2 protein-coding genes are annotated in these 1,841 nt (G+C 32.3%); both read left to right on the plus strand.

What is annotated here, in order from left to right; genetic code table 11:
- Nucleotides 1-132 precede the first annotated feature (132 nt).
- Nucleotides 133-588 (plus strand): hypothetical protein, encoded by a 456-nt coding sequence (locus ACRD62_RS22315; RefSeq protein WP_430822297.1) that lies wholly within the window; start codon nt 133-135, stop codon nt 586-588.
- A gap of 180 nt (nt 589-768) precedes the next feature.
- A complete protein-coding gene (locus ACRD62_RS22320) occupies nt 769-1,671 on the plus strand; it encodes a hypothetical protein (RefSeq protein ID WP_430822298.1) in 903 nt (300 codons plus the stop codon).
- Nucleotides 1,672-1,841 lie beyond the last annotated feature (170 nt).

The following is a 1,841-nucleotide window of genomic DNA, read 5'->3' on the forward strand; positions in this document are numbered from 1 at the left end:
TGCTCGTCCTGACACCTTAGTCTACCGTCTTAGTCCCCCTATCGGGTGACACGACACCACGACTAACGCGCCACGACTTCATCCAGCAAACGTTGGGCTTCATTAAAATACAGACGTAAAAAGGGTCAAATAATGAAAAAGATTTTAACTAGCCTTCAATTAATTAGAATCACATTTATTGGAATATTAATTGTCACTTCATGTAATGTAACTGTTAAATATGACAAGGAAAAATATTCGATCAATAAGAAATGTGATAAAATGATGCAGTTATTCAGTGAACGAAAAACCTCAGAATCAATTGAAGTTTTAAAAACTATTACGGAGGTCATTCCTTCAAATATTTGTGATAGCTTAAAAATTGAAGTTAAGAACCAATTTGATAATCTGACTCCGTCATATGGTAAAATTATAGGATGGGAATTCGCAAAGGAATATAGTTATGAGGACTATATTGTAAAACGCATCTATATTCTAAAATTTGAAAAATATTATTTGAAATTTGATTTTACAATATATAAAGGATCCAATGGATGGAAGGTTACTGAGTTCAATTATAGTAATGATCTTTTTGACCTAATTTATTAATAACGAAAGCCCAACACGCTGGCATAAAGCATGGCTCGGTCGGCTCGTCCTGACGCCTTTGTCTACTGTCCTGTCATCCCTATCGGGTGACACGACACCACGACTAACGCGCCACGACTTCATCCAGCAAACGTTAGTGGCAAGCAGGAATGGAGCATTGAATAATCAAAACAAATAAAAATGAAAGAAATATTATTAAAGGTCTTATTCGTTTTATCACTTCTCTCCACCTATTCTTGTGATTCGTTTTTGAATTATAGAGTTTATTCAAAAGAATTCACATATAACTATTTAAAGGAAGAATATCCTGATTTTTTAGAAATATATAAGTTTGATGATATTTATTTCCTATTTGATTACTATAATGATGGTTTATTTGAAATGAATTCAGATGATTATCCTAGAAATGAGATACATGTAATAGAAGCATCAACAAAAAAGCAAAAAATCCATATTACAGTGAATCAGAAAGCAATTGGAGGTCGAGTTGCGGCATTGGGACATATTCTTGCTAAAGATAGTATAGTATGTAATTTTGATAGCTTTAAAAATATATTGTTACATATGTATACCACAAAGGAAGAATATAATTGGGGTAGAATCTATGTAGGAAATGATTATGATTATAAAGATATCTTTAAAGGAAAAGTAGACCTCTATCTTATTTTTGATTCGGTGAATTTTACATATCCCATTCATTTTAAAGGTAATTCCTATCTGAGGACTGTATATGCAACTCCGCCTAAAGCTGGTAGTGGTGGATATATTTTAAAAAAAGGAGTATGTGATGTTGATATTAATCTTTTGTATGTTTCTGATAAATCAAAGGAGATTTTTACAGATATTACACAATCAAATCCAGATAAAAGAAAGTGGGGATGGTGGTCACTAATACTAATCATCCCAGGTATTGTTTTATTCATTTTATTATTGATACTTATACATGGGATTTTTGCCTTTATATTTATTGGAATTAAGTTTCTATTTTATAGAAAAACGGAAATTAGTTTCTTAAAGACTTTCCTTACTTATATGGATAATGCATGGGACATTACAGATATGATCAATATTTTCAGAAATTAATAAAGATTTGGAAAATTCCTTTTTAAGTTCTAGAACAATGTAATAATGAAATTTTGTAGATTAATGCCAGCCACTAATCGAGTAGCCAGCCCCACTAGCAAACGCTAGCAGGGAGAAGCTCTCACACCACCGCACGTACGGTTCTCGTATACGGCGGTTCTCTACATTAA

Origin of the sequence: Carboxylicivirga caseinilyticus (genome assembly GCF_050589785.1) — a bacterium.
Lineage (GTDB): Bacteria > Bacteroidota > Bacteroidia > Bacteroidales > Marinilabiliaceae > Carboxylicivirga > Carboxylicivirga caseinilyticus.

Bases quoted from the DNA above. Each gene is read 5' to 3' on its own strand.
- ACRD62_RS22315 (WP_430822297.1), top strand. From the start codon at position 133: ATGAAAAAGATTTTAACTAGCCTTCAATTAATTAGAATCACATTTATT.
- ACRD62_RS22320 (WP_430822298.1), top strand. From the start codon at position 769: ATGAAAGAAATATTATTAAAGGTCTTATTCGTTTTATCACTTCTCTCC.